Here is a 26232-nt window from a genome sequence, read left to right as displayed (position 1 = left end):
AGGCAAGCAGCTTGCCTCCTGTGGTCAACGCGGCGCTTGCCAGCGTCAACAGTACCTGGCTTACCCCTTCTTACGGTTGCGAAACTCAACCGGTGTGACCCCAACCCAGCGCTTGAATGCACGATAAAAGGTACTCGGCTCAGAGAAACCCGTGAGTTCGACAATCACCTCAATGCGCTCATCAGTATTGAGCAGTAGATCTTTAGCCAGCCGGCAACGGTAATCCCCGACCAGATCATTAAAGCGCACCCCGGCGATGGTCAAGCGTTCGCGCAAACGCCGCGCAGGCATATCCAATCGTTTGGAGACTTGCTCCAAGGTTGCGCGGTTTTCAACCACCAGCTCGGCAATCAATTCACGTACCCGGTTGACCAGATCAAGCCGCTCAATCTCACTTAACTGGCGCTGAGCCAGCAAGTCATGCATCTGCAAAAGCTCAGGCTGGGCAAGCGCCGAAGATTTACTCAGGATTGCGCTATCAAACACCAGTGCATAGCGCTCACTGCCCATATGCGCCGGGCACCCATAAGCGGCTCGATAGTCCTCAGCACTGGCTCCACAGGTGTGGATGAAGTGCACCTCGTAAAGTGAAAAGTCGCCTTCTGTCAGCGCCTTGAATAAACGAATAACTGCTCCGGCCAGTAACTCCGGAAAGTGTCGCGAAACGCCGCTGGCGGCCGCCAAGGTCAGCACGGCGCGGTCACCTTCAACATCAAGGCGGGCAGTCAACGCATCAGACAGCAAGCGTATATAACGCAAAGCGTGGCGCAAGCCGGCACCAAAGGTTTCGCTCGAAAAGAATAAATACTCAAGCAACAGGCCCTGGTAGATGGGCAGGTGCTGGATCAAGAACAACCCAGCATGCTCCTGGCCAGTTTCGTCAATGACCGCTTGCCAAAACTTTGTCTGGAGGGCGTGGGGAAAACGTTTGGGCGGGAGTTCGCCTGCTTGTAGACCAATACGGGCCAACACCTTGGCAGGGTCTGTTCCACTGGCTTGCAATGCGGCGAGTACAGGCCGCATCAACGCAATATCATCCGTAAGATCGCGCATGCTTAAAGTTTCTTGTAGGTATTTATTGAGTGCATGACATCTTAGGCAGCTTTACCAAGCGGGCTCAAGTAAGCATCTTGCTTAATTAGCGAACGGCTGGGGAAAATCCATTGTCCAAGGGCTATTGACTGGCATGACAGGCGCTTGAGCAAAGTGGCCAATGCTTGAGGTTATGCAGCTACTAAGCTGCTGCCATGGATTAAATGAGGCGCACCTAAATGACGACCCAATGGCTTGACCTAGATACTGTGCCGGCACTGCCCGGATTATTTATGAGGGCTGTTTTGCGCCGAGGGATCACAGGTAAAAAGTTGCCAGACCTCGGCCTACGCACGCAAATTAGCATCGACCCGGAGAATCTTACGGCCTATCGAAAGGTCTGCGGCGTTGTCGAGTCCAGTCTGTTGCCGCCCGCTTACCCGCATGTACTGGCATTTCCCCTGCAACTTAAATTACTCACCGATAAGCACTTTCCGTTCCCTCTGCTCGGCCTGGTTCATCTAGAGAACAGTATCCAAGTATTACGCCCGCTTGCGGGGCTGGGTCCATTCAGCATCAGCGTGCATGTGGAAAACCTGCAACCCCATGACAAAGGTGCAGTTTTCAGCGTTATTACTCGCCTAGAGGACCAACTCGGCCTGCTATGGCAGGGTGACAGCCGAATTCTATGTCGCGGGGTTAAACTTGAAGGCAGCCCCGAGGCCCCCCTGGAACTGCCGGATGTGCAACTCACCGAACGCGCTCACTGGCACGCACCGAGTGATATTGGCCGACGTTATGCGCGAGTCGCAGGCGACTACAATCCAATTCACCTGTCAGCGTTGAGTGCCAAGCTCTTTGGATTCCCCCAGGCAATCGCCCATGGCCTCTGGAACAAAGGCCGGGTATTGGCCGAGCTCAGGGAGCAACTTCCAGACAGTGGTTACCAAGTTGATGTGCGCTTTAAAAAGCCGCTGTTACTTCCGGGCGATGTCGTCCTTAAGTCCAGCGCCGACGCCGCAAGCGGGCAGTTCACGCTGACGGGGACCAACGACATGCCGCACTTGCAAGGCACTTGGCAGCCACTGGACAGCTCAGTTCAGAGCCCTAATTGAGGATAGGTGATCTCGGCGCTAAAGCGGCTTGCACAGTCGCTCGTTCCATCTCAAGCTATGCGCCTTAAAGGAGCGCAGCATGAATATCACCGAACTCACCAGCCGCCTGCACGCAATACGTGATCGTAACAACTGGCGGCAGTTTCACAGCCCTAAAAATCTGGCGATGGCGGCAAGCGTCGAAATGGCTGAGCTGGTCGAAATTTTCCAATGGCTGACGGAACAGCAATCCCATGAACTGCCGAGCGAAGTGCTGGAGCACGCGGGTCAGGAAGTCGGTGACATCGTCCTTTATTTACTGCTGCTGTGCAGCGAGTTGGGGTTGGATATGGAACAGGTCGTGCGCGCCAAACTGGCCGACAGTGAAAGGCGTTTTGCAGTATGAATGACCGTCATTTCGATGAGCTTGCCACCCGCTTTGCGGAAAAAATCTACGGCGGTGCCAAGGGTGCAATCCGGCTCGCGGTCCTGCAAGCAGATCTCGCCGAAGCCCTGCCTGATCGCCCGTTGCGGGTTCTCGACATTGGCGCTGGCTTGGGGCATATGTCGCTGTGGCTTGCCCAACGCGGTCATAACGTCACCCTGGCCGAACCCGCCGAGCCGATGCTAAACGGCGCTCGCGAACGCTTCGCTGAAGCCGGTATCGAGGCCACGTTCATTCAAGCACCATGGCAGGACTTACTTGGCCAAGGCCATCAGCCTTATGACCTGGTTATCTGTCACGCAGTACTCGAATGGCTGGCTGATCCCCACTCAATTTTGCCTGTACTGCACCAGCTGACAGCACCTGACGGCTGGTTGTCCTTGGCGTTTTATAACAAAGATGCATTGATCTACCGCAACCTGCTCAAAGGTCATTTCCGTAAGCTGCGTAAAGCTGAGTTTGCCGGTGAAAAACAAAGCCTGACGCCGCAACGCCCTGTTGACCCCCATGAGTTGGCAGCGCAACTTAGTGATGACTGGGAAGTCGAATTACAAAGTGGCGTGCGTGTTTTTCATGACTACATGCCGCGCGACTTTCAGCTTAAAGCAGAGCTGGTCGACCTTTTAGAAATGGAACTGGCTTACCGACGCCACCCCACGTTTGCAGGCCTGGGCCGTTATTTACATTGGGTGTGCCGTCCCCGTTAAAAGGAGTCGCAAGATGCACCGTGCAGTCAGCTTAATCGTCAGCCTGACAGCCTTGCTCAGCATTGCGGCCTGTCAGTCAACCAACAATCCCTACAGTGCAGACTCAAAACCTCTACCGCCAGCGCCTGCACAGGCGGCAGGGCAGATCGATATGAGTGCTTACCCTGCCCCCACACGGGATTACGGTCGTTACCGCAGTTGGAGTTGGGCCAATAAGCAGCTCCCCGCTGGCAGTGCCTGGGCCAGCAGTGAAATGATCAGCAGCGCGGTCAGTAACAGCCTCGACCGAGCGGGTTTGCGCCCGGTACAAAGCGGTAAAGCAGCTGATCTGTGGGTAACGGCAAGCGTGCGACTGGAAACTCGCCAGCGCCAGTCCTACGATCAAGGAGGTGTCTACTATGGTGCAGGTAGCGGCTATTACGATCGTTACGACCGCTATGGTGCCTATGGCAGTGTGCCGATAGTGCGCACCTATCAGGAAGAAGTTGCAGTGGTGCGCGTGGACTTATACGACAGCCGTGATGGCCAACCGATTTGGAGTGGCAACGCCGAAGCCTTAAGTGGCAGCGATGAAAGCGAGCGCAACAAAGCACTGCGCGAAGCTCTAAATACAGCACTAGCGAGCTACCCGCCGAGTTGAGCGACACGGCTTGCAACACTCATCATTTGCCTCGCGGCATGGCCCGCGCTTGCATAAGACTACAAACCCTAAGTAGTGGTCGGAGATAAAGCATGAAACGTCATTTATTAATTATCGCCAGCATTGTGCTGTTGAGTGCCTGTCAAAGCATTCAAATCGACCGCGACTACGACCCAAATCGAAATTTCTCCAACTACCAAAGCTGGTCGTGGAAAACCCCGGCACTGACCTATTCGCCCGACGATCCACGAATAAAAAGTGACCTCACCGAACAACGCATCCGCGAAGCGGTAAAAGACCAGTTCGAACAACGTGGTTTACGAGAGGCCCCAGCCAACACTCCAGCTGACCTCAGCGTACAGGTCGCGTTGATAGTCGATGACCGGCAAAACCTCTACACCACCAATTACGGTGGCGGCTGGAATAACGCGTGGGGCGGTGGATACTGGGGTGGCCCGATGTACACCGAAACCCAGACTGTCGATTACAAAGTCGGCACCTTGCAACTCGACCTATACGACACCAAAGACAGCAAGCTGGTATGGCGTGGTAGCGCCCAGCAAGTCATGCCACGCAATGCTCTGAGCCCCGCGGAACGCGAAGCAGCAATCCGCGAAACGGTCACAAAAGTGCTCAGCCAGTACCCGCCCCATTGATCATGACTTTTAGTCCCCAACGGCTCAGCCAGCGACCTGTAGAGGATGGCGATTTACTCACCATTGCCACCTTTGTGCAGAGCGCCACTGAGCTTTTCTATAGCTACCCGAAAGCGAGCTGGCCGCTGACGCCAGAACAGCTCGTCGATGCAATTAGCCAGCGCCGCGATAGCACTGTTGTACTGCTCAACGATGAAGTGGCCGGCTTTGCCAACTATTATCAATGGCAAACCGGCGTGTATTGCGCACTCGGTAATGTGATGGTTTCACCCAACGCCCGGGGGCATGGCGTCGCCAGTTACCTGATCAAGGTAATGGAAGAGCAAGCACGCACCCAACTGCAAGCCAAGCGCATGCGTCTTTCATGCTTCAATGGCAACACCGCGGGCCTGCTGCTCTACAGTCAGCTTGGCTATGAGCCATACGCCATCGTCGAGCGCGAAACACCTGATGGGCAACGCGCCGCGCTAATTCAGATGGATAAAGCCTTATGAGCGACACCGCCAGTCAGCGCATCTTGATCGTGGTAAACAGCGGCCCCAGCACTCCTGCGCGCTGCGCAGCGCCTTTCTATACAGCCACACTTCTGGCCTGTATGGATGCGCAAGTAACGGTATTTCTGAGTGGCGAAGCCACTCAACTGGCACAGGCAGAGGTCTGCGACAAACTTTATGCGGCCGCAGATGGCGAGCCCGTCAGGCACTTTATCCAACAGGCCAAAAGCGCTGGTATACGCTTACTCATGTGTCGCGCACCGGGCGTTGTAATCAATGAGCAAGGCTTGATTCCTGAACTTGATGAGATCGCCAGTGGCGGCGAACTTGCACAGATGATTCTTGAGTACGACAAAGTCTTAACCCTATGAAACTAGATGGCTTGGAATTTCCCGACGACTTGCTTTATGCACCCGAGCACAACCTCTGGCTACGGGAAGAAGCAGACGGCATCCTGACCATTGGTCTCAGCGCTTATGGCTGCGCCAGTTACGGCCAAATTTTCGCCTTCACCCCCAAGCGTGACGGCCAAATCATTGAGGCAGACCGCAGCTTCGGAATTGTTGAGTTCGCCAAGGCGGCCTCTTCGGCACGCTCGCCCATCGCAGGAACCTTGATCGCCAGCAATACCGAAGTGGTGCGCCGCCCTGCCCTGATCAACCAAGACTGCTACGGCGAGGGCTGGATGATCCGCCTCCAACCAAGCGACTGGGCCAGCGCCCGACTCCCGCTGCTCACTGGCGATGCCGCCTTAAATGCCTTCGCAGAGCGCATGCTACTGGACGGTTACAACCCAAAAGACAGCGGCGTACAAGCGCTACGCGAGGATTGAGTCAGGCACCATTCGAGCGATGAATGCGGCTTAAGCTTGGTCCTGAGCTCTGCTAGTTTGAGTCCTGTGAACACTCATCAGGACATCAGCATGCAATCGCAGGACTTGAAGGTAAACGGCATCAACCTCCACGTGCACAGCGATGGCCCCGAACAGGGTCGGCCAATTTGGCTGTTGCATGGTTTCCCCGAGTGCTGGCACTCATGGCGCGAACAAATCCCCGCATTGGTCGCTGATGGCTACCGCGTCTATATCCCGGAAATGCGTGGCTACGGGCGCAGTGATGCCCCGCATGATGTAAATGCCTACGACGTGCTGACCATTTGCGCAGATATCCAAGCCAGCATGACTGCACTCGACCAGCATGAAGTCTGCATTGTCGGCCACGACTGGGGCGCGATGATTGCGTGGCACCTGGCCCTACTCGAACCGCAACGGGTCAGCACGCTGGTGACCATGTCAGTGCCCTTCGCAGGCCGCGGCAAACGCCCGGCAATCGAGGTGATGCGCGAACACTTTGCCGAGCACTTCAACTACATCATTTACTTTCAGCAGCCCGGTATCGCTGAGCAGGAACTGAATGCGGATATAGAGCGCAGTCTGCGTATTTTTATGCAAGGTGCCAGCTCCAGTGACCTGCTGCTGCAACAACGTCCAGCCAACTCGACACTATTCGACGGCATCGAAGCCCCATACACATTGCCAGACTGGTGCAGCGCTGAAGACTTCACGCTGTACGTCGAGGCATTCAAAAAACACGGCTTTCGCGGCGCACTGAACTGGTATCGCAACTTCGAACGCAACTGGCAAAAAACCGAGTTCCTCCAGGATGTAACCGTCGAGCAGCCCACTCTGTTTCTGGTTGGCGATCAAGACCCCGTTGCCACACTTGAAGCCCACACAATCAGCCGCATGCCAAACCGAGTCAGCAACCTGGAACAACATCAGCTAACAGAGTGCGGGCACTGGATACAAAGCGAAAAAGCCGAGGAGGTGAATACGCTGCTGCTGGCGTTTCTTGCGAAACACTTTCCTGCGTAAGGTACAACTACGCAAAGCGTATCCACCAGGACTCAATAGCCACAGTCAAGAATCGGTAATAACCCTGTACTGGGTGATCGCCAATGGTGGATGGAAGAAGCGTCATCCACCCTACCCAACGCCCGGATTTCGCAGGGCAGCAAACGCGAAGCTGGTCCACCAGGGTTAAATATCCAGCCGATCAGAAATGGGCAATAACCCTGTAGTGCGCGACCGGCTGAGATAGATAAAGAGAAGAAATGGCGGAAGGCAGTAAGAGTCGAACTCTACAATTTACTATGTCATTGCTGCTCTGACCCGCTCAATGCAAGGGTTTGAGCTTTTAGTACTGCTCGAATTCGCACATAAAAGCTCTTCGTTTTCGACATTTTTTCGACACATAGGCTCTTGATGCCTATTCTCTGCCTTTCTGATGTGTGAATCTAAATTGGAGCACTGGCCCAGTGGAGTTTGATAAATAATAATGTATGTGTTCTCGTTTCTTAGCTTGGTTTATCTAGCATTGATGATTGCTGCATTTCCTCATGTCAAGAAAGGCCAAGGGTTAGTATCGATTGGCCCGTGGTGGTGCTTGTATACAAATAGCTATGAGAAGAGTGCTAAGAGTCTCTGTGGCTATGGACGGGTAGTGTTGGGTATAGATCTAATCTTACTGGGATACATAATTGCTAGTTAGCAAGCACTGGGTTTTGTAGCTCATCCTAGGTGCTAGGTGCTAGCTGAAGACTTTAGATAAATAGGCGAAGGTTTATAGCCTTCGGAAGGCTGTGTCATTGGTGCATTTTGCTGCTCAATTCAAGGGTTTACGCTTTTTCTATCGCCCGAATCTGCACATAAAAGCTCTTCTTCTTCGACATTTTTTCGACATATAGACTGTTGACCCATACCTTCTGCTCGGACGGTGTGGCACATTAGCATCATGCTAATCGGTTGTTTGCATACAAAGCCTAGTTTGTCCCATTACCACATCGTTCTCCCTACGTTACAAAAAAAATAAAGGATTTCATGATGAATAAAGCCAGTTCTCTCTTTGCTTTTATGATTGTAGTAATAATTTCAGGTTGCAGCTCTAATTCCACTGTTTCCACACCACCAGCCGAACCTAATCGTCCCCCCGTTATATGGACGAAACAAATTGCCACAATGGATGAGCAAGAAAATGCTAAGGCTACAGTTGTTAGCAAGCTCAAAGACCCCGAAAGTGCACGTTTTGGTGAGATTTGGGCTATGCAAGGTACAAATGGTAAACGGTCTGTCTGTGGATACGTAAACGCAAAAAATAGTTATGGTGGTTATACCGGCCAGAAAATGTTTTCGGTAAGTAACTCCCATTTAATTATGGAAGGTAACGATATATTAGGTCGTTTGCTTCCTGAGGTATGCACACCTCGAACTGTTAACTAATGCTGCAGGTAACAATAGGGGACTAACAATAGGGGACAGACCACGGTTTATTCAAAATGTCAGCTAGAAAACGTGCTCTATCCCCTATTGCGTCCTATTGCGACCCTCAAATGAGCGGCTCTCGCAGTGGCTAGGCTGGTGTTGGGTAAATTAGGCGGTCCAGTACTTACCTTAGCTGCGCAAAGGTTTTTCAGTAGCAAAATGACTGCTATGGTCTTCAAGATTTTTGCATTGCGCTCGGATCAGGCTGCATTGATAGGGTATGCTCGATTTGACGGTTCAACGACTCTTTAGCTACACGTTGAGACAGAGCAAAATGGAAGGCAATCACGCCCGGTGGCGTGGCCGGGCTTCAAACCCGGTAGGGGACGGCAGCCGTTCCTAGGTAAGTTCGACTCTTACTGCCTTCCGCCATTTTCTGACCTCAACCGAGAGTCGTAGGGGTAAGCGATGTTTGAGTCGAAGGTGCTCGTAAACGTGGTCTGTCCCCTATTGACACAGCAAAGCTGAATACTGGATTGACTCAGTAGTCCTTCCCATTTATTTATAACGAGCCCGTCATCTGCGAGTGCCGTCAATTTGAATAACTTCCCCATCATCGCAACCATATTGTCGATGGTACTTGGCCTGTCTATCACCCGGTTGTTGACTGGCTTGGTCACCTTGTTCCGGATTCGCAAGACAGCCCCCACTGATTGGGTGCCTATCGTTTGGTCAGCCGTGCTTTTCTCCATTCAGCTTGAGTATTGGTGGGCAATCAATCAACTGCCAACACTTGAAAGCTCATTTTCATATTTAGAGTTCCTATTCTTTGTTCTGCTAACGCTGATGCTCTTCGTGACAGCTTCACTGCTACTGCCCACGCGCAGTGAAGATGAGGCCAGCGGGGTCCGGGTATATTTCGAGCAGGACGGCCGCTTCGCCCTGCTCTCACTGTCTGCATTTCTGACTCTGGGTCTGGTGCTTAACGTATTTGTTATGAAAGTTCCGCTCTGGTCATATTGGGCAATACTGGACATCTTTATGATCACCCTGCCCATCATTGGCTTTCTCGCCAAGTCCCGAAAAATATACGCCGCCATCACCCTTGTTTACCTGCCGTTGATGGCACTGGATGTATTCGTTTCACTTAACGAGTAGCAAACCAGGGCCCAATTTCGCTCATGGCTTGCGGGTCACTTTTCGTCGTATCAACGCACCCGCCAAGCCAATCAACAGGCCTGGGATAAATATCCAAACCAGCTCTGAGGCAATGACTCTAAGGCCGCGCTCTGTGAAGAACGCACCAATGCCTATGGGCGAAACCTGTATGGGTCTGAATGGAAAAAACACCCGCTCCATGCTAAATGGCCAGTAAAGGGCTACACCTAAACCGCCATTGGTCATCGCATCCAAAGCAGCGTGAGAAGCGCCAGCGATGAAACATACGAGGAAGACGATCCAAGGTTTGGCATTAAGGGGTTTGGAGAAAAGCATACAAACTGCCGCTATCACTGCCGCAAACGCTAACGAGTGGGTAAAGCCTCTATGCCCCCACTCGGAGGCATAGGCAATGCCGAACTTGAATCCAATTACATCTGCATCGGGAGCAATAGCCAAAATAACAGCTAAAGCCAGCAAGCGCAGATTCATCGAAGGACCCTTGAAGACCGCGTAAACAACCAGCGGCACAACGGCGTGGGCAAATGCTGAAGCCATAGTATTTCCGTAGAATTTATCGTGTATGTGCGCAGGTGCCTTTGTCCACCGCCAACGCCGAATCCATACGAATCTTACGCTCACCGACCAGCCTGCGGGTAAAGCCTATGCGGTCGAAGTATTCAAGTAATTGAATGCTGCGTTTGCGACCGAGACTGATGGCGTCGCGCCAAATAGCGGGTTTGATTGAGCCGTTTTGCTGCTCGATCGTCTGGGCTATTGCAGCCAACTGGCGAACTGTTTGTTCGGGGTAGAACAGGTCTTTAACCACTTGATGCAGCAGGCCCAGCCTGGCCAGTTTGCGCAACAGCAGACGGACTTCAGCCTCTGGTTTTTGCAGGCTGCTGGCAAGGTCACGTACCCAAGGCGGATCAAAATTGCCGGCAAGCAGTAACGGCCAGAGCTGTTCACGCAGGGCTTCATCGGCCTCGCCAAGTTGTACCTGGTGCTCCGGCAAATGCAGCCATGGCCCGCTGTTCGCAACGGCACCACAAGCAAGCTGCTGCTCCAGTAGACTGATAAAAACCGGACGCTCCAAGATGGGCAATGCGTAGCGCCTTAAGCGGTCACGGTCTGGGCCAAGTTCGTCCGGGCACTCCCCGTGAAATCGCCCTAAGCCCTGAAGTAATTGCTCGGTTAATTGCTGCCAAACACATGTACTAAACAGCCGTAGACCAAGTCGGGTGTTGATTTCCAGCACATCAGCGGGCAACGCCCACTGCGCCCGCGGACGATTGAACTGGCGCTCAATTAATGTGGGATCCAGGCCATTGACCGCACTCATCAGCAAGGTCGGCAGCGCAGTCTCAAGGCTATCAACCAGCAGGCTGTTGAGTTGAGCCAAACGGGCTTCGCTGCGCCGGTTACGGGCCGGTGCAAAGGGATCAAGTACCCGGCCTCCCGCCACCGTGCGCTGCGCCGATTGATCACGTATCACCAGACGATCGTTATGCACCGCATGCACTGGCGCATTGAGCAGGATCTGCGCCAGTGCGGTTTTGCCCGGTTCGACGTGTGTACCGTCAAGCAGGGCCACCCGACCAGTGACATCCTGTGCAGCGAGATGCACGTGAACCGGCGTCCAGTGACTAAAGTCGCGATTTTCGCCGGGCAGTATTTCCAGTTGGATATCAATGCGTGTTGTCGGCGCATGCAGGGCTGGTGTCAGCAACCAGTCACCCCGGCGAACATGCTCCAAAGCAAGGCGTTCGCCGGTAATATTCAGCGCAACGCGCTGCCCGGCAAAAGCGTGATCGGCCTGTTGATTCTGCGCGTGTATACCCCGTACACGTAGACTGCGCCCGCTGGGGCTGAGGGTTAACTCATCACCCACACTCACCTGTCCGGCTTTGGCGGTGCCGGTCACGACAATGCCTGCCCCTGAAACACTGAATGCGCGGTCGATGGGCAAGCGAAAGTGGCCGCTAAGGCTACGCTGCTGCACATGCTCAGCGTTGTTTTTAAGTGCTTCCCGCAGCTCAGCAATACCTCCACCGTTGAGAGTTGAAACGGGATAAATTGACGAACCCGCAAGCGGACCGGTGCTGAGCAACTGAGTCACTTGCTGCTGCACCGCAATCACTTGCTGACTGTCTACACGGTCGATTTTGCTCATCGCTACAATCGCCCGGCGAATGCCTAACAACTCAGCGATTGCCAGATGCTCACGGGTTTGCGGCATGACTCCATCATCAGCTGCGACCACCAATAACAACAGGTCAATGCCGCTGGAGCCGGCGAGCATGTTATGCACAAAGCGCTCATGGCCTGGTACATCGATGAAACCTGTGAGCTGGCCATCGCCAAGGTCGGCATAGAGATAGCCCAGATCGATGGTTATGCCGCGTTCACGCTCTGCCGGACGCCTGTCGCCCTTATGCCCGGTCAGGGCTTGGAGCAAGGCAGTTTTACCGTGGTCAATGTGCCCTGCAGTACCGACGATCAAGGCTCACTCCTCAGACAGTAAATGCAGCTGAGCGGTGAACGCTAGCTCATCATCTAACTGGCGTAAGTCCAGCCACAAGGCGTCATCATCGATGCGGCCCAATACAGGTATGGGTAAGCAACGCAGGTTTTCTTCGAGCCTGTGCAACGCGCGCCCACGCAGGCGTTTTGACTGCAGCGGGCGAATGCAAATGGCCGCACTGGGTAAGCGAGCAACCGGCTGAGCACCACTGCCGATCATGCCCAACGCCCCTTGCACCGAGACTTGCCATGTCTGACCAAATTGCTGCGCCATCAATGGGGCAACGCGTTGGGCCTGAGCCATGATGTCCGCTTGCGAGCGGCTAAGCAGACGCAAGCTGGTAAGGCGCTCGGCCAAAGTATCAGGATCTCGATACAGATTGAGTACAGCCTCAAGGGCTGCCAAAGTTAATTTATCGACTCGCAATGCCCGTTTTAGCGGGTTCTTTTTGATCTTGTTGATCAGCTCGCGACTGCCGAGAATCAAACCGGCCTGGGGGCCACCCAAGAGTTTATCGCCGCTGAAGGTGACAATATCGGCACCGTCCGCCAACGCTTCCTGCACAGTCGGCTCTTTGGGCAAGCCCCAACGGGTCAGATCCACCAAGGTGCCACTGCCGAGGTCTTCAAGCAGCGGTAGATTGTTGGCGTGGGCAATGTTGGCCAGCTCCGCTGTCGGTACGCTGGCGGTGAAACCTTGCACGCTGTAATTACTGGTGTGCACACGCATCAGCAAGCCTGTGCGCGGGTTAATTACCGCTTCATAGTCGCGGGCGTGGGTGCGGTTGGTGGTGCCCACTTCAACCAGCTTGACCCCGGCGCGCGACATGATGTCAGGAATACGAAAAGCGCCACCAATCTCAATCAACTCGCCACGGGAAATAACCCCTTCCTTGCGCACCCCCAAACTATTGAGGGTGAGCAATACCGCTGCGGCGTTGTTGTTGACCACGGTTACAGCTTCGGCCCCGGTCAACTCACGGATTAAACCGCTGATTAAATCATCGCGATCCCCCCGCTTACCGCTGGCCAAATCAAACTCAAGGTTGAGTGGGTAGCGGGCAGCAAGGCTCACAGCCACAATGGCTTCTTCGGGCAGTAACGCACGTCCAAGGTTGGTGTGCAGCACGGTGCCGGTGAGGTTAAATACCCGGCGAATTTTACTGGCATGCTGCGCGGCAAGGCGCTCACCCACTCGCCCAGCCAGCACGGCTTCGCTGAGTTCAATGGCGGCCAGTGCGCCATGTTGCGCGGGCTCGCGCAACTCATCGAGTAGGTCGCGCAGGGTTTTAAGCATGGCTTCGCGACCGTAGCGTTGTTGCAATGGCGCGATAGCCGGGCTGCGCAGCAAGCGGTCGACTGAGGGTAGACGAGCGGCCGTCATTAAGCGTCCTTAACCTGTGGGTATCAGATCCCAGTGTAGGCGTTCATTCTGCACCTGGGGCAAGCAACAGGTTTGGCGCTCGGCGCATATAACCGGCTTCATTAACCATCATGTCCAGATCGAGGCTCGCAATATCGTCGGCCATTGCTTCGGCCTCACTGTCGTATTCAAGGTAAAAGTGTTTCAAATAACCCTGACAGTTCGGGCAGACTTCTGCACGAATGGGTGCCGTCTCTGGTTTTGCATCATCACGCTGACGCGACAGGTAGGCGAGTTGCTTACTCTCTTCGCAGTGGCTGCATTTGACCCGCACATAGTGCCACTCACATGAGCACAGCGAGCAGGTCAGATAACGCAAGCCAATCTGCTTGCCACGGTGGCGGATCATCCCCGCAACCGGAGGCGAACCACAGGCAGGGCACTGGGTGCAGCTTTCGCGCTCACTTAAGGTGCCTTCGGGCAGTGCCAGCAGCCAATGGCTAAAGGCTACTTGCAACCCCGCGCCAAGAAAGGGCACCACGGCTGCGGGCAGCAAATCGAACTGACCACTTAACAGGCTCACCGCCCACGCCTTGCGCTGGCCACTGTCCGCCCGTGATAGCTGCTGCAGCGCTGCAGCAACAGCAGGGTTGTCTGGCGTCGAGAATTGCTCAAGCAACTTATCCAGTGCTGGCAGCCAATCATCGCCCCTCACCAATGCCTCGAATGCCAGTGGCGGCATGTGATGCTCGTGGCTTAAATCCAACGCGCGCTGGTCTGGCCTCGGCAATGCAGGCAATGCGGCAAGCGCACGGTCTTGTGCCTCGCAGAGCTGCGCCATCAGCAGCAGGTAGCCACTGAGTGGATGGCCTTGTGCAAGGATTTTAAACCGCTCGGCACGACGCTGAAATAATGATGCTGTAGCAGGATTAAGGAAGGGTGGGATATTGGCCGACGCTTCGATTTCGCCGCGCTCTAGTATTCTGCCTGACACGCAGGACTCCTTTCGCAAAACAGCTTAGGTAAGTTCAATAACCGCTCGATAAAAAGCCCGCCCAATCCACGCGCCCATGCAAAGAGGCGCGCAGCGGTCTTACTGTACTGGTTTAATGTTTGTTCTCGCCCTTCTCAACTTCTTTATACCAAAGACTGTGATGCTTGCGCGCCCAGCCTTTGCTAACCCACCCGGTAAGCATCGCGCCAACCGAGCCCTTGACCCAGATCCCGGCGTAGATATGCACGATTATGCTCATAACCAGCACCAGTGCGGCTACCGCATGGAGCAATACCGACAGGCGAATCGTGTTGATGCCGAACAAGTAACTGAAGTACTCGCGCCAAATCACTATGCCAGTGACCAGCAGCAGTAACATACACACCAGCAGCACCCAGAAAAGCAGTTTCTGGCCACCGTTGTAACGCCCCACTTCAGGCATCTTGCCTTCACGGTTGGCTATCACATCGTCCATTTGCTTGAGCCACTGCACATCACGTTTGTGAATGAAGTTATGGCTCATAAAGCGCATCACCAGCCACATAAAGAACAGGAACATGGCGATGCCGATAAAGGGATGCAAAATACGCGTCCACGGGCCTCCGCCGAAGAGGTTGCTCAACCAGAATAGCGCAGGGTGAAACAACGCCAAGCCTGACAACGCGGCAAGGACAAACAAAATCGCAACTGCCCAATGGTTGGTGCGATCACCTGCGGTGTAGCGTTGGATGTCATGTTTCATATTGACTCCCTCGAACCTCTGCACAGGCCTTCGCCGCTGCAGAGGTTGATCATTTCACTCAGCGCGGGGTTCTAGGGTCGTACTCATGCACCGCCGGATCAACCTTGTGTACGGCTGTGTCCACCACGGCACCAGGTTCGTCCTCCTCAACCACGTTGCGCCCAACACGCAAATAGTGGAAGAAGCCGATCAGTGCAGTTGCCCCCATGGCAAACAAGCCCAATGGTTTGGCCACACCTTTCCAGACATGAACCATCGGGTTGATGGATGGGTCTTCGGGTAAGCCGGAGTACAGCGTTGGCTTGTCTGCATGGTGCAGCACATACATCACATGGGTGCCGCCCACACCGGGCGGGTCATACAAACCTGCGTTGTCATAGCCACGGGATTTAAGGTCAACAATGCGCTCAGCGGCGTGATCTTTCATGTCTTCTTTGGTGCCGAAGACAATCGCGCCAGTTGGGCAGGTTTTAACGCATGCCGGCTCTTGCCCTACGCCGACGCGGTCAGAGCAGAGGCTGCATTTGTAGGCCTTGTTATCTTTTTTGGAGATACGCGGCACATCAAATGGGCAACCAGTGATGCAATAACCACAGCCGATGCAGTGATCCTGATTGAAATCGACGATGCCGTTGGCGTACTGCACAATCGCCCCCGGGCTCGGGCATGCCGTCAGGCAACCGGGCTCGGCGCAGTGCATGCAGCCGTCTTTGCGGATCAGCCATTCGAGCTTGCCCGCCTCATCTTCATGTTCGGCAAAGCGCATCAGGGTCCAGGAGTCAGCTGTAAGGTCGGCCGGATTTTCATACGTGCCGTGGTTGTGGCCAACCTCGTCACGCAACTCGTTCCATTCCGAGCATGCCACTTGGCAGGCCTTGCAACCGATACACTTGGAGACGTCGATAAGTTTTGCCACCTCATCCATCTGTCGAATCGATGACGTCTGAGTGGTGGTGGCGGAGCGTGCGATGATGTCTTGACTAGCCATGCGTCAGCTCCTATGCCTTTTCCACGTTAACGAGGAAGGACTTAAACTCAGGCGTCTGCGTGTTGGCATCGCCCACGAAGGGTGTCAAGGTGTTGGTCAGGTAACCATTGCGCGCCACTCCGGAGAATCCCCAATGAATCGGGATGCCGATCTGGTGCACGGTTTTGCCGTCAACCGTCAGCGGTTTCAGGCGTTTGGTCACCACCGCAACCGCTTTAATGTAGCCACGGTTGCTCGATACCTTGACCCAATCCCCCGCCGCAATACCCAACTCTTTGCCCAGGGCCTCACTCATTTCCACAAACTGCTCTGGCTGCACAATCGAGTTAAGGCGACAGTGCTTGGTCCAGAAGTGGAAGTGTTCAGTCAGCCGGTAAGTGGTTGCTGCGTACGGGAAGTCGGCAGCGCTGCCAAATAACTCCATATCGCCCTTGAAAACACGTGCCGCCGGATTGCTGGTCACGCGCGGATCATCCGGGTGCAGCGGGTTGCGCCCTATCGGCGTTTCAAAGGGTTCGTAATGTTCAGGGAATGGGCCTTCGGCCATCTTGTCGACGGCAAAGAAACGCGCCACCCCTTCCGGGTTCATGATGAACGGATTCATCCCGGCGTCAGGTGGTGAATCAGCCTTGTAGTCCGGCACATCAGCGCCACCCCATGACTTGCCATTCCAGAACACCAGCGGCTTGTTCATACCTTCCCAGGGTTTGCCTGATACATCCGCAGAAGCACGGTTGTAAAGGATGCGCCGGTTAGCTGGCCACGACCACGCCCAGCCGAGCGTTTGGCCGATGCCGAATGGGTCAGAGTTATCCCGGCGCGCCATCTGATTGCCCTGCATGGTCCAAGAACCGCAGAACAACCAGCAACCGCTGGAGGTACTGCCATCAGCGCGCAATTGAGCAAAGCCTGCCAGTTGATCACCACCCTTAACCAGCAGCGCACCGCTTGCAGGGTCAGTCAAATCATTTATCGCCTTGCCTGAGTACTCCTTGGCAAGCTCTTCTGCAGAAGGATCTTCCGGCTGCAAATACGACCAGTCGAGATTCAGAATCGGGTCTGCGAACTTACCGCCGTCTTTGGAATACATGTCACGCAGACGATGATAAAGCCCCGCCATGATCTGAATATCCGTGCGCGCTTTGCCCGGTGGTTCAGCGCCTTTCCAGTGCCACTGCAACCAACGACCACTGTTCACCAGCGAGCCGTCCTCCTCGGCGAAGCAGGAGGTTGGCAGCCGGAATACCTCGGTTTGGATATCAGCAGTATTCACGTCGTTGAACTCGTCGACGTTGCGCCAGAACTCAGACGTCTCGGTGGCCAGTGGATCCATGATTACCAAGTACTTGAGCTTAGCCAGCGCCGCGCCAATCTTGGCCTTGTTCGGGAACGAGGCAATCGGGTTGAAACCCTGACAGAAGTAGCCATTGACCTTGCCTTGATACATCATGTCGAAGACTTTCAGTACGTCGTAACCCGGTGCAGGCGCATCAAGTTTAGGTAACCAGTCGTAGCCCCAGTTATTTTCTGCGGTAACGTTTTTGCCGTACCACGCCTTCATCAGGCTGACGTGGAATTTCTCATAGTTCTGCCAGTACGACAGTTGCCCCGGACGCAGTGGTTTACTGGCGCGCTTGGCAATGTAGGCCGCGTAATCCTGCTCGGCATCACTTGGCAGAGTCAGGTAGCCCGGCAGCAAATTAGACAGCAAGCCAAGGTCAGTAAGCCCCTGGATATTGGAGTGCCCGCGCAAGGCATTCATGCCGCCACCAGGCATGCCGATATTGCCTAACAACAGCTGCAACATGGCACCCGCACGAATCATCTGCGAGCCTGTGGAGTGCTGAGTCCAACCGAGCGCGTACATGATGGTCATGACTTTGCCCGGTGCCGAGGTTTCGGCGATGGTGTCCCACACCTGCATCATCTGGGTTTTCGGAGTGCCGCAGATGCTGCTGACCATATCCGGCGTATACCGGCTGTAGTGTTTTTTCAGCAGGTTGAATACGCAGCGCGGATGGCCCAGTGTCGGATCGACCTTGGCATAACCGTCTTCACCAATTTCGTAGCCCCAGCCCGATTTATCTGGATAGCCGCGCTTGGACTCATCGTAGCCGCTGAAGAAGCCGTTCTCGAAGTCATAACCTTCGCGAACGATAAAGCTAACATCGGTGTAGTTACGCACGTACTCGTGCTGGTACTTGTCGTTTTCGATCAGGTAGTAGATCAACCCACCCAGGAAGGCGATGTCCGAGCCGGTACGAATAGGCGCATACAGATCTGCCACCGAGGCGGAACGGGTAAAGCGCGGGTCGACCACAATCAGCTTGGCGTTGTTATGCGCCTTGGCTTCGGTCACCCATTTGAAGCCGCACGGATGCGCTTCAGCAGCGTTGCCGCCCATAATCAAAACCAGATCGGCATTCTTGATGTCGGTCCAGTGATTGGTCATGGCGCCGCGGCCAAACGTCGGGGCAAGACTTGCCACCGTCGGGCCGTGTCAGACACGTGCTTGGTTATCGAATCCTAATATGCCGAGTGAACGCACCACTTTATGGGTGATGTAACCCGCTTCGTTGGACGATGCCGACGCCGCGAGGAAACCGGTACTCAACCAGCGGTTGACCGTTTGGCCTTGTTCATTGGTCTCAATGAAGTTGGCGTCACGGTCCGTCTTCATATGCTTGGAGATGCGATTTAGGGCATCGTCCCACTCGAGTTCCTTCCACTCGCTGGAACCGGCCTCGCGCACCTGAGGTACCTTCAAGCGCGTTTCACTGTGCACGAAGTCGAGCAGCCCAGCGCCTTTAGGACACAGCGTGCCGCGATTGACTGGGTGATCAGAGTCGCCTTCGATATGAATGATGTTTTGTGCGACGTTCTTAGCCGCATCGCCCTGGCTGTACATGATCAGGCCGCAACCGACCGAGCAGTATGGGCAGGTATTGCGCGTTTCAATGGTGCGTGCCAATTTGTTTTGGCGTACTTGGTCGGCATAGGCATTGGGCGGTGCAACTCCCAAAGCCACGAGGCTCGACGTCCCAAGGCCTGCAGCGCAGACCTTGAAAAACTGTCGACGGTTCATATCCATCGTGATTCTCCTGCATCAGGCAGTTGTCGTCCCGATACATTGCCGGAACGTAGCACGATGAAGATTAGCGCCTATGTAGCTTTTTGCCAGTAATCGACACACTAATAGTATGGGTAGCCATACTAAAGTTTGGCGCTCATGACCGGCGGCAGCAGGATGCTAAAGCACGCACCTTGCTCACGATTAAACGCCCTTAACTGCCCGCCCATTTGCTCGATAATGCCAAAACTGACCGAAAGCCCCAGCCCCGTGCCTTTACCCACCGGTTTGGTGGTGAAGAACGGCTCAAAGATACGCTCAAGCAAGCGTGGTTCGATCCCGCCGGCGTTGTCTTGCACCTCAATCAATAGCCCCTCAGGCAGCAAGGTCGCGGATAGAGCGATGCGTGGTGTGAACTCGGTTTCACCCTCGCCTCGCGAAAGCAGTGCATCCCGTGCATTGACCATCAGATTGATCAACACCTGTTCCAGCTGATCACCATGACCTTTGACCTTGACCGCAAGGTCCAGCGGTTCAAACTGCAACTCAACGCCCTTGCCCAACAAGCCATCACGCAGCAGTGACATAGCACCCTCTATGGCCTGCAATGGATCAAACAAGCCATGTTCCACCTCGGAACGGCGTCCGAATACGCGCATGTGATCGACAATCTTCGCCGCACGAAGCACCTGCGCCTCGATACGTTGCAACTTGTCTTGCAGGTAGTCCGCAGGCACATCACCGGCGGCAATACGCTTGAGCGTATTGGCCACTGCCATACGCATCACGTTTAATGGTTGATTCAACTCATGGGCCATGCCTGTTGCCATCTCGCCCAATGTGGCCATCTTGGCCCCCTGGAAGAGTTGTTGTTGAGCCTTACGGACCTCGGTGTTGTCGCGCCCCACGGCCTGGATTTCGACCAACTGCCCTTGCTGATCAAAAATGCCGCGATCCGCCCACACCCACCAGGCGTGTTCGCGCCCCGGCAATTGCAAACAAATTTCAGCGCTGCTTATCGGGCTCTCAGGCGTAAGACCAAGCAAGCGCTGCGCAAAGGCGTCGCGCTGCTCATGGGACAGCCACTCACTGAGGTTTGCGCCTATAAGCTGGGCAGAACTGCGTTCGAGATAATCTGCCAGCGGGCGGTTGGCGAAGTTGAGGGTTAAATCCGGCAGATACCGGCAAATCATCGCAGGCGAATCCTCGACCAGAACCCGGTAACGCTCTTCGCTCTCACGGATACGCTCAGCAGCAAGCGTGGCTTCAGTGATATCCAGCCACAAACCAACCGCCTCTCGCGGTTGGCCCAGTTCATCGCGCAGTAATTTCGCTTCATCTAATAACCAGTGGTAATCGCCTTGACGGTCACGCAAGCGAAAGCGGCTGCTGACAGAGCCCTCACGCAACAACTGCCGCGTTCGATTAAAGAAGTTTTCGTGGTCATCAGGATGAACGATGTCTGCAAGCAGGCCCGCTTGCAACTCAGCCAAGGTCCAGCCAAGCAAAGGCTGCAAACTGTCGCTGCAAAACTCCAATAGCAAAGCTCCATCGTTGTAGCGCTGCACATAAATCACCGCGGGTGCACTGGCGATCAAGTTGCTCAAACGCTCATGGGCTTCCGAGGCTTTGGTTTCTTGGGTTTTAATATCGCTGATATCAATCAGAAAGCCATAAATGCGCAGCTTACTGCCACTCCCTTTGGCCAACGCCTGCAAGCGATACCAGCTATAGCCTAGGGTCTGATCAACCACTTGCAGACGCAAGCACTGAATAAAGCTCTGGCCACCTGCAACCAAGTTATTGAGACGCACCCGAAACTCGTCACGGTCGGTGGGATGAATACGTTCAAGCCAGACTTGTAACTCAAGCCCGGCATCTGCTCCAGTGCCGAGGATCGAGGCTAGCTCAGGGGCCAATTGCAGTGTTTGATTGAGGCTGTTGAACTCCCACCAGCCAGCCCCCAACAACCCCTGCAAGGCACTTTGCCGATCTTGCTGATGGGCGTGGTTCAAGGCGTGCAAGCGCCCAATCAAACCCGCGCCAAGCTGGACGAATAACCCGGCCCAATCACTCAGTTGCAGTGCACGCGCATGGCGCTGAGCATCAAACCCAGCGCACAGTAGCCAAGCGGATGTCACACCCTGGTGCTGATACGGCGTAACAAAGCCGAGGCCTTGAGGAAATAACACCTGAAGCCCAGGATGCTTGGTTAAGGTGACCGCACTGAGTTGCTGCGGATAGGTCTGATCCAACTCATCCAGCACCTTCCCCAGCGATTGCTGATCACGCCACTCTTGACCGTGAGAAGCATTGTGCTGTGCATACACACGCCAATCTCCAGCTTCATCCCGCAAGGCAATCGCCACGCTGGGAATGCTTAACGTCTGCCGCAACTCAGATAACACCTCCACAGTTGCAGACTGCAAGCGCTCAGGTGATTGATAGCCCAGGTGCCGGGCAAAATCGGCTGCCTGTGCGAGCGCATGGCGGCGAATGTCATTGCTGCGCGCCTGCTCAAGCAGGTCGGAAACATCCAATAGTTGCAGCAGCCAACCTTCAGCATGGGCATGCAACCAGCCGCGCAGGGTTAAAACGGTGCCAGCGCAGCCTTTGAAATCAAGCTCCAATATTTGCTGCTGATAGCTGGGCATGTCGGTGCCCAGCGCAGCGCCGCGGCACAGATAAGTATCGAGCGGGTGCTGGCTTTCAGAGGTAGCCAGACGCTTGGCCAGTGAGCCAGTGATGTGGGTAACAATCCCCTGAGTATCCAAAAGCAGGCTCAATCCTGCCGAATTTGACGGCATATTCACGGCTGGATCGCTGGCAGAATCCACAGGCAAAAGATTGCTGGCCACAGGGTCATTTTTAGGATTTAAACCGAACCAGCGCGCCATGGCCTTTCCTTAATTAGTCAGCTTAATACTTGCGGTTGCGACAAGGTCATCTGGCAAGCTTGGAATCCGTCCAATACCCGGCAAAACCAGAAACGGCACCAGCGGATTGCTGTTGTACGGATAACTGATACGCACGCTCATCACGCCGTCTGCGCCCGGTGAAGTAATATTCACCGCGACCAGACTGCGCGCCGCGTTGGGCATCCAACTCAACTGCTGATTGACCACTGCAAGCGCCTCTTGCTGGTAATCCGCTTGCCCGGGCACCCAGCTAACCGCTTGGCGTACCGCCTCGGCGCTGGCATTGTTAAAAGACTGCATCATTAACAAGGGCAGGCTATAACTGACTGTGCCGTAAAAAATCGCAAAAAAGAGAATAAACACCAGCGCAAACTCAATCGCGGCGGCTCCCTTTTGGCGGCGAGCAAATGCCTTTTTGACGATGCATTGCATGGCTGATACCTCCACTGCTAAGAGAGTTGAAGATTTGCCCAGTACTGCCCAGCACCCAACTTCAAACACAAACACACTTTCCGATAGCCCTCAACGCAAAGAGCCTAACCACCCATGAACACCGCTATTTTGCTGGTCTGGCTGGCTATTTGCGCCGCACAAGATGTACATCAAAAGCGTATATCCAACTGGTTAACACTCGGTGGCATCCTCTTTGCGCTTTGTTATTTACTCCTGCGCGGTGAAAGCCTTCTGGGCAGCTCGCCCACTGATGCCTGTATTGCTGCGGCCTTTGCCGTTTTACTCAGTTTGCCCGGCTACATGCTTAACAAGCTGGGCGCTGCAGACGTCAAGTTGCTGCTGTTTATTGGCCTGAGCAGCAATAGTCAAATACTGCTCATGACCATTGCCGCTGCCGGTGTCTGCTTAATCGCCTGGGCAAGCTGCGCAAACAGAATTTGGCCAACACTCAGCACAACAACGCACAACTGGCTTAAGCACCTAAAACCACACTCCAAGATAGCTTATCCCTATGGGCTATTTCTTTTTGGTGGCTTTTTGACAGCTCTTATTCTGACTAAAACTTTCTGAATACAAACAAAGTGCTATACCTTAAGTATGGGACGAGCGTACTGACTTCTTAAACCTGTGCTTCTGAAGCATTCAGTCCATGCGTTTCGAGCCTTATCCAGGCATTTAGCCTCTTGGGTACTAATAACTAAAATCATCGGATGAGTTGACATGGAAAGGCATCAACGCGTGATTAAACTCCTCGTTGTGGACGACGAACCAGACATCGTTGACGAACTTTGTGAGTTTTTGAACCATAGCGGCTACATCTGCATGGGTTGCCACAGCGCCCATGAGGCAATCGAATTGTTCAATGCTGATCCGCAGATAGGCATTGTGTTGAGCGATCTGCACTTGCCCGGCAAAGATGGCATCAGCCTGATCAATACCTTGGAAAAAACCTACGGCGGCAATCGCCAGTTCGAGGCGATTATCTTCACCGGCCAAACCGAAACCCAAGACGTTGTTTCGGCGATGCGCGCCGGGGTTGCTGACTTCTACCAAAAGCCCATTAATATGGACGAGGTTGGCCGCGCGGTTAAGCGCCTTGAACGGCATTTGCAGGAGCGTTTGGATGATGGTGCCAAACTTGAACAGATGAACCAGAAGCTGCACTTTCTGGCCGAATCCATCGGTGAGTTGCACCTTGACCTGAATCAGATGCGCAGTCACTTTGGCCAAGTCCAAACCACTCCAGATACAGAGGGTGCTGAAGCAATACCCGTCCACTTCAACCAACTCTCTCCACGCCAACTGGAAGTTGCACGGTTGATTGGCAAGGGCTTGACCAACTATCAAATCGCTTGCGAGTTGGGCATTACCGAAAACACGGTAAAACTTTACGTGTCGCAGGTGCTGCGCCTCACACACATGCATAACCGCACGCAATTGGCTCTGGCGTTGTCGCCGACTCGAAAGAGTGAAGGCTCTGCGGTGACCGCTCACTAGGCTGCGCTGATCACGCAGTTGAGATTGAGCAGACTGAGTCGCAGAGCCACATACAGATGAAGGTTGATGCGCGCTGAAGTTCATAACAACAACTCAGCGCGACTGCCGCAGGTGAGATTGGCACCTACGTCGGCTTTTGCCAGATCGATGCCCAGCTCATTGAGTAATGTATTAACGAGTGGGTCAAATAGCTTCCCGAGTACATTATCGACCACGTGTTCAAGATTGCCCAATAGACTGCTAATCAACGTAATCGATGTATTAATCAAACCACCTAAAATATTTGGATCGCCTGTTGGCAGATAAGGCTCCAAGTCAATCCCTGACAGCGTATTTGAAAGGCCCGACACTAAGTCTTTGGCTTCAACATCTTGAAAGGATGGTGGCTCTCCGACGTCCGACAATGGGGCGGGATCCTGGGTGCTATACACGCGCGATAACATGCCCCCACCGCTGCCAATCACACTTGAGTTGACCTTGGCCCCGATTCCGGAGAGCACAATAAACTCGGCTTGGTCAGGACTAGATACCCAGTTACCGGCCGCAGTCCTCCACTTGATACCAGAACAGAGTGTGAGCAAACACGAGGTTGCCCTAGCCTTCTTTTCACCTAGCATGACTAAAGGCAGCGGGGCTGCCACGGGTAAGCTTGGTGAATTAAATACCTTGTCTTGAACTTCTGCGGGACTATTTCCCAATTGCCCTATGGCTACATTTAAAGCTGATGTCTTCGCATCGACATACAGTGTTTTATCTGTGTTTGTCGAACAGCTGTAATCGGTAACGCGAGCTTGGGCTTCAGCAACATCAATCATCACGTCAATCCGCTTACCGGGGATGATCTGAACAGACGTTACACTTTTACTCTGGCATGGCCCACAAATAATACCCTGCACAAGACCGCTCACAGCCCCGAGCAAATCAAGGTTCAGCGCGTCATTCAAAAAATCTCCCACGGTAGTGGTCGCGCTCACCGAGTCCAGAATGCCCGTTAAAGCACCTGTAGTCCCACTTAAATCAACACTCAGCGCCGTACGAATCTGCGCGGAGCGCACGGCAATTTGATTGGGACCAAAAGGGTCCGCCTTGGCCAGCTCCGGGTTGCCTATAGCCGATAACTGCGGCGGCTCGATGACCTTGATGTTCAGACTGACGTTGCCCAGCCCCGGTACGTTAATCGGCACGCTGGCCACTGCTGCGTTCTTGCTATTAGCCAACTCAACCGTGCTCTGAACCAACTGCAACAGATTAAGCGAGGTGGCCAACCCGGCTTTCTGGGTTGCGCTTTGCGCCTTGATCAAATCACCCAACTGCAACAATGGCGATGCGGCCGGCACCACGGCAGAGAGTGCGCTTAACCCTGCTACTGCCGCATCTAAATCAACACTGCTGCCTGACTGCTGCAATGTGGTCGCCGCCACATCCAACAACGTGCCGAGTGACAGGCCTTCATCAAGTACCGATTGATAGTCGCCGGCTGTAATGCCCTGACTAATCGCTAACTGGTCGAGATAGTCCAGCAGATTGATCTGGCTCTTGGCCAGACCATCCCACCCAGCCGCGGAAAGATTGACTGAACCGCCGAGCAAGCCACCTATAACGCTGTTTAGCAACGGCGATTGAGTTGAGTCGACCGATGCCAGAGTCGTGCGTAAAGTAAGTGCAGCAAGGGGTTCGCGTTTGGCCGCGACGGCACGGGCGGAGATTGTCACTTGTTCGCCGAATAATCCGCCCAGAATCAAACTGGCAGGTATCTCACGGCTGACATCCACCGCAATCGCGCGGCCGCTGGTGTCGGCGCTAAAACTACGCCGGCTGCCACTTTCATCGACATTACCGCATGTCGCGACAAGTTGGCGCTGTTGATCAAGGGTGAAGCCGTTACGTGTTTGCGCGTTCTCTGCAGCGTAGATTTGCGCGGTGGTCGCCTGTCCTCCGGCCTGGCAATTACCATCACGCAGCACCGCCTCCAAGGCCGCCATATCAGCCACACGCTGGACACTGCGCTTCTCCAAATACAAACGGCCGCTGTCGATTACCAGCATCAAAAACGCAAAGGCTGCGAGCATCACTATCGCGGCCATCAGGCCAATTGCGCCGTGCTGGCGGTGCATATCCAGCACATATTTAGGAGAAGACCTGCAAGCCATGCCCGTACTCCTTTGCGATGGATGAACAAGACGTCGCCACCTTGCGTCA

The 26232-nt window shown here is 54.3% G+C and carries 24 protein-coding genes and 1 tRNA gene; 14 read left to right on the top strand and 11 right to left on the bottom strand.

From position 1 onward, the window contains the following. Positions 1 to 60: 60 nt before the first annotated feature. Complete coding sequence (locus ACIGCM_RS08855) at positions 61 to 1053, bottom strand: AraC family transcriptional regulator (protein WP_397501668.1); 993 nt, start codon at positions 1051 to 1053, stop codon at positions 61 to 63. Between the two features lie 218 nt (positions 1054 to 1271). Between ACIGCM_RS08855 and ACIGCM_RS08850 the strand changes: the two genes are divergently transcribed. The 12 genes from ACIGCM_RS08850 (at position 1272) to ACIGCM_RS08795 (ending at position 9485) form a co-directional block, all read left to right on the top strand. After that, positions 1272 to 2147: a MaoC/PaaZ C-terminal domain-containing protein gene (locus ACIGCM_RS08850; protein ID WP_397501667.1), complete on the top strand. Its 876-nt coding sequence runs from the start codon at positions 1272 to 1274 to the stop codon at positions 2145 to 2147. Between the two features lie 79 nt (positions 2148 to 2226). Then, positions 2227 to 2532 carry a MazG-like family protein gene (locus tag ACIGCM_RS08845; RefSeq protein ID WP_397501666.1) on the top strand — a complete coding sequence of 102 codons (306 nt, stop codon included), beginning with the start codon at positions 2227 to 2229 and terminating at the stop codon, positions 2530 to 2532. Continuing rightward, complete coding sequence (locus tag ACIGCM_RS08840; protein WP_397501665.1) at positions 2529 to 3278, top strand: methyltransferase domain-containing protein; 750 nt, start codon at positions 2529 to 2531, stop codon at positions 3276 to 3278. The genes ACIGCM_RS08845 and ACIGCM_RS08840 overlap by 4 nt, the downstream gene beginning before the upstream one ends. Before the next feature lie 13 nt (positions 3279 to 3291). Next, the gene (locus ACIGCM_RS08835; RefSeq protein WP_397501664.1) at positions 3292 to 3918 is read left to right on the top strand and encodes a DUF4136 domain-containing protein; all 627 of its coding nucleotides are present in this window, start codon (positions 3292 to 3294) and stop codon (positions 3916 to 3918) included. A 92-nt stretch (positions 3919 to 4010) separates the two neighbouring features. Beyond that, positions 4011 to 4574, top strand: coding sequence for a DUF4136 domain-containing protein (locus ACIGCM_RS08830; protein WP_397501663.1), 564 nt, complete (start codon positions 4011 to 4013; stop codon positions 4572 to 4574). Between the two features lie 2 nt (positions 4575 to 4576). After that, positions 4577 to 5068: a GNAT family N-acetyltransferase gene (locus tag ACIGCM_RS08825; RefSeq protein ID WP_397501662.1), complete on the top strand. Its 492-nt coding sequence runs from the start codon at positions 4577 to 4579 to the stop codon at positions 5066 to 5068. Beyond that, positions 5065 to 5439 (top strand): DsrE family protein, encoded by a 375-nt coding sequence (locus tag ACIGCM_RS08820; RefSeq protein WP_397501661.1) that lies wholly within the window; start codon positions 5065 to 5067, stop codon positions 5437 to 5439. Before ACIGCM_RS08825 ends, ACIGCM_RS08820 begins: the two co-directional genes overlap by 4 nt. After that, complete coding sequence (locus ACIGCM_RS08815; RefSeq protein WP_397501660.1) at positions 5436 to 5900, top strand: glycine cleavage system protein H; 465 nt, start codon at positions 5436 to 5438, stop codon at positions 5898 to 5900. The genes ACIGCM_RS08820 and ACIGCM_RS08815 overlap by 4 nt, the downstream gene beginning before the upstream one ends. A 90-nt stretch (positions 5901 to 5990) precedes the next feature. Then, the gene (locus ACIGCM_RS08810) at positions 5991 to 6941 is read left to right on the top strand and encodes an alpha/beta fold hydrolase (protein WP_397501659.1); all 951 of its coding nucleotides are present in this window, start codon (positions 5991 to 5993) and stop codon (positions 6939 to 6941) included. A gap of 1008 nt (positions 6942 to 7949) precedes the next feature. Then, complete coding sequence (locus ACIGCM_RS08805; protein WP_397501658.1) at positions 7950 to 8345, top strand: hypothetical protein; 396 nt, start codon at positions 7950 to 7952, stop codon at positions 8343 to 8345. Positions 8346 to 8663: 318 nt separating this feature from the next. Next, positions 8664 to 8759: transfer RNA gene (locus ACIGCM_RS08800), tRNA-Sec, on the top strand. Between the two features lie 165 nt (positions 8760 to 8924). Further along, the gene (locus tag ACIGCM_RS08795; protein WP_397501657.1) at positions 8925 to 9485 is read left to right on the top strand and encodes a hypothetical protein; all 561 of its coding nucleotides are present in this window, start codon (positions 8925 to 8927) and stop codon (positions 9483 to 9485) included. A gap of 21 nt (positions 9486 to 9506) precedes the next feature. On the opposite strand, the gene ACIGCM_RS08790 is transcribed toward ACIGCM_RS08795, so the two are convergent. From ACIGCM_RS08790 to ACIGCM_RS08750, 9 genes are all read right to left on the bottom strand, one after another. Then, on the bottom strand, positions 9507 to 10043 hold the full coding sequence (locus ACIGCM_RS08790; RefSeq protein ID WP_397501656.1) for a metal-dependent hydrolase: 537 nt from the start codon (positions 10041 to 10043) through the stop codon (positions 9507 to 9509). Positions 10044 to 10059: 16 nt separating this feature from the next. After that, positions 10060 to 11988, bottom strand: a complete 1929-nt coding sequence (gene selB / locus ACIGCM_RS08785; protein WP_397501655.1) for a selenocysteine-specific translation elongation factor — start codon at positions 11986 to 11988, stop codon at positions 10060 to 10062. A gap of 3 nt (positions 11989 to 11991) precedes the next feature. Further along, positions 11992 to 13392 carry an L-seryl-tRNA(Sec) selenium transferase gene (selA, locus tag ACIGCM_RS08780; RefSeq protein WP_397501654.1) on the bottom strand — a complete coding sequence of 467 codons (1401 nt, stop codon included), beginning with the start codon at positions 13390 to 13392 and terminating at the stop codon, positions 11992 to 11994. A 43-nt stretch (positions 13393 to 13435) separates the two neighbouring features. Next, positions 13436 to 14365 carry a formate dehydrogenase accessory protein FdhE gene (fdhE, locus tag ACIGCM_RS08775; RefSeq protein ID WP_397501653.1) on the bottom strand — a complete coding sequence of 310 codons (930 nt, stop codon included), beginning with the start codon at positions 14363 to 14365 and terminating at the stop codon, positions 13436 to 13438. Between the two features lie 112 nt (positions 14366 to 14477). After that, complete coding sequence (locus tag ACIGCM_RS08770) at positions 14478 to 15107, bottom strand: formate dehydrogenase subunit gamma (protein WP_397501652.1); 630 nt, start codon at positions 15105 to 15107, stop codon at positions 14478 to 14480. Between the two features lie 58 nt (positions 15108 to 15165). Beyond that, the gene (fdxH, locus tag ACIGCM_RS08765; RefSeq protein ID WP_397501651.1) at positions 15166 to 16095 is read right to left on the bottom strand and encodes a formate dehydrogenase subunit beta; all 930 of its coding nucleotides are present in this window, start codon (positions 16093 to 16095) and stop codon (positions 15166 to 15168) included. A 10-nt stretch (positions 16096 to 16105) separates the two neighbouring features. Then, on the bottom strand, positions 16106 to 19186 hold the full coding sequence (gene fdnG, locus ACIGCM_RS08760; RefSeq protein WP_397501650.1) for a formate dehydrogenase-N subunit alpha: 3081 nt from the start codon (positions 19184 to 19186) through the stop codon (positions 16106 to 16108). 122 nt (positions 19187 to 19308) lie between these two features. Beyond that, a complete protein-coding gene (locus ACIGCM_RS08755) occupies positions 19309 to 22062 on the bottom strand; it encodes a PAS domain-containing protein (protein WP_397501649.1) in 2754 nt (917 codons plus the stop codon). A gap of 9 nt (positions 22063 to 22071) precedes the next feature. Then, complete coding sequence (locus ACIGCM_RS08750; protein ID WP_397501648.1) at positions 22072 to 22515, bottom strand: TadE/TadG family type IV pilus assembly protein; 444 nt, start codon at positions 22513 to 22515, stop codon at positions 22072 to 22074. A 114-nt stretch (positions 22516 to 22629) separates the two neighbouring features. On the opposite strand from ACIGCM_RS08750, the gene ACIGCM_RS08745 reads away from it, so the two are divergent. Together ACIGCM_RS08745 and ACIGCM_RS08740 are read left to right on the top strand one after the other, a co-directional pair. Further along, positions 22630 to 23106, top strand: a complete 477-nt coding sequence (locus ACIGCM_RS08745) for a prepilin peptidase (protein WP_397501647.1) — start codon at positions 22630 to 22632, stop codon at positions 23104 to 23106. Positions 23107 to 23256: 150 nt separating this feature from the next. Next, entirely contained in the window at positions 23257 to 24033 is a 777-nt protein-coding gene (locus ACIGCM_RS08740; RefSeq protein WP_397501646.1) for a response regulator transcription factor, read from the top strand. 80 nt (positions 24034 to 24113) lie between these two features. On the opposite strand, the gene ACIGCM_RS08735 is transcribed toward ACIGCM_RS08740, so the two are convergent. After that, positions 24114 to 26183, bottom strand: a complete 2070-nt coding sequence (locus ACIGCM_RS08735; protein ID WP_397501645.1) for a TadG family pilus assembly protein — start codon at positions 26181 to 26183, stop codon at positions 24114 to 24116. Between the last annotated feature and the right edge of the window lie 49 nt (positions 26184 to 26232).

It is taken from the genome of Pseudomonas sp. NPDC078700, from assembly GCF_044542375.1.
Lineage (GTDB): Bacteria > Pseudomonadota > Gammaproteobacteria > Pseudomonadales > Pseudomonadaceae > Aquipseudomonas.
Note: the sequence above shows the minus strand (reverse complement) of the source record. Positions and strands in the feature narration are given on the sequence as shown.